Below are 229 nucleotides of genomic sequence, written 5' to 3'. Positions count from 1 at the left end.
TCACCGCCGCGCCATCCGCCCCCTGCACGTCGTTGGTGATGACGTTGCCATTGAGGACCAGGTTGTTCTCGCTCGCCACCGTCAGGTTGACGTCGCTCACCGCCGTCGGCACGTCGTCCACGATCTGCACGCTCAGGGTGTTCGAGGCCGAATCCCCGTCGCTGTCCACCAGGCTCACCGCGAAGTCTTCGAACAGGCTGTTGTTGCCGTTCGCCGTCGGGTGCGCCTC

At 65.5% G+C, this 229-nt stretch carries 1 protein-coding gene; it reads right to left on the bottom strand.

Going from position 1 to position 229, the window contains the following annotated elements; translation table 11 throughout:
- Window positions 1-229: hypothetical protein (locus ACVDHI_RS20850; RefSeq protein ID WP_323921316.1), on the bottom strand; the 229-nt coding region annotated here is incomplete at both ends.

The organism is Aeromonas sp. 25-248 (assembly GCF_053005425.1).
This window is presented reverse-complemented; position numbering and strand designations above follow the sequence as displayed.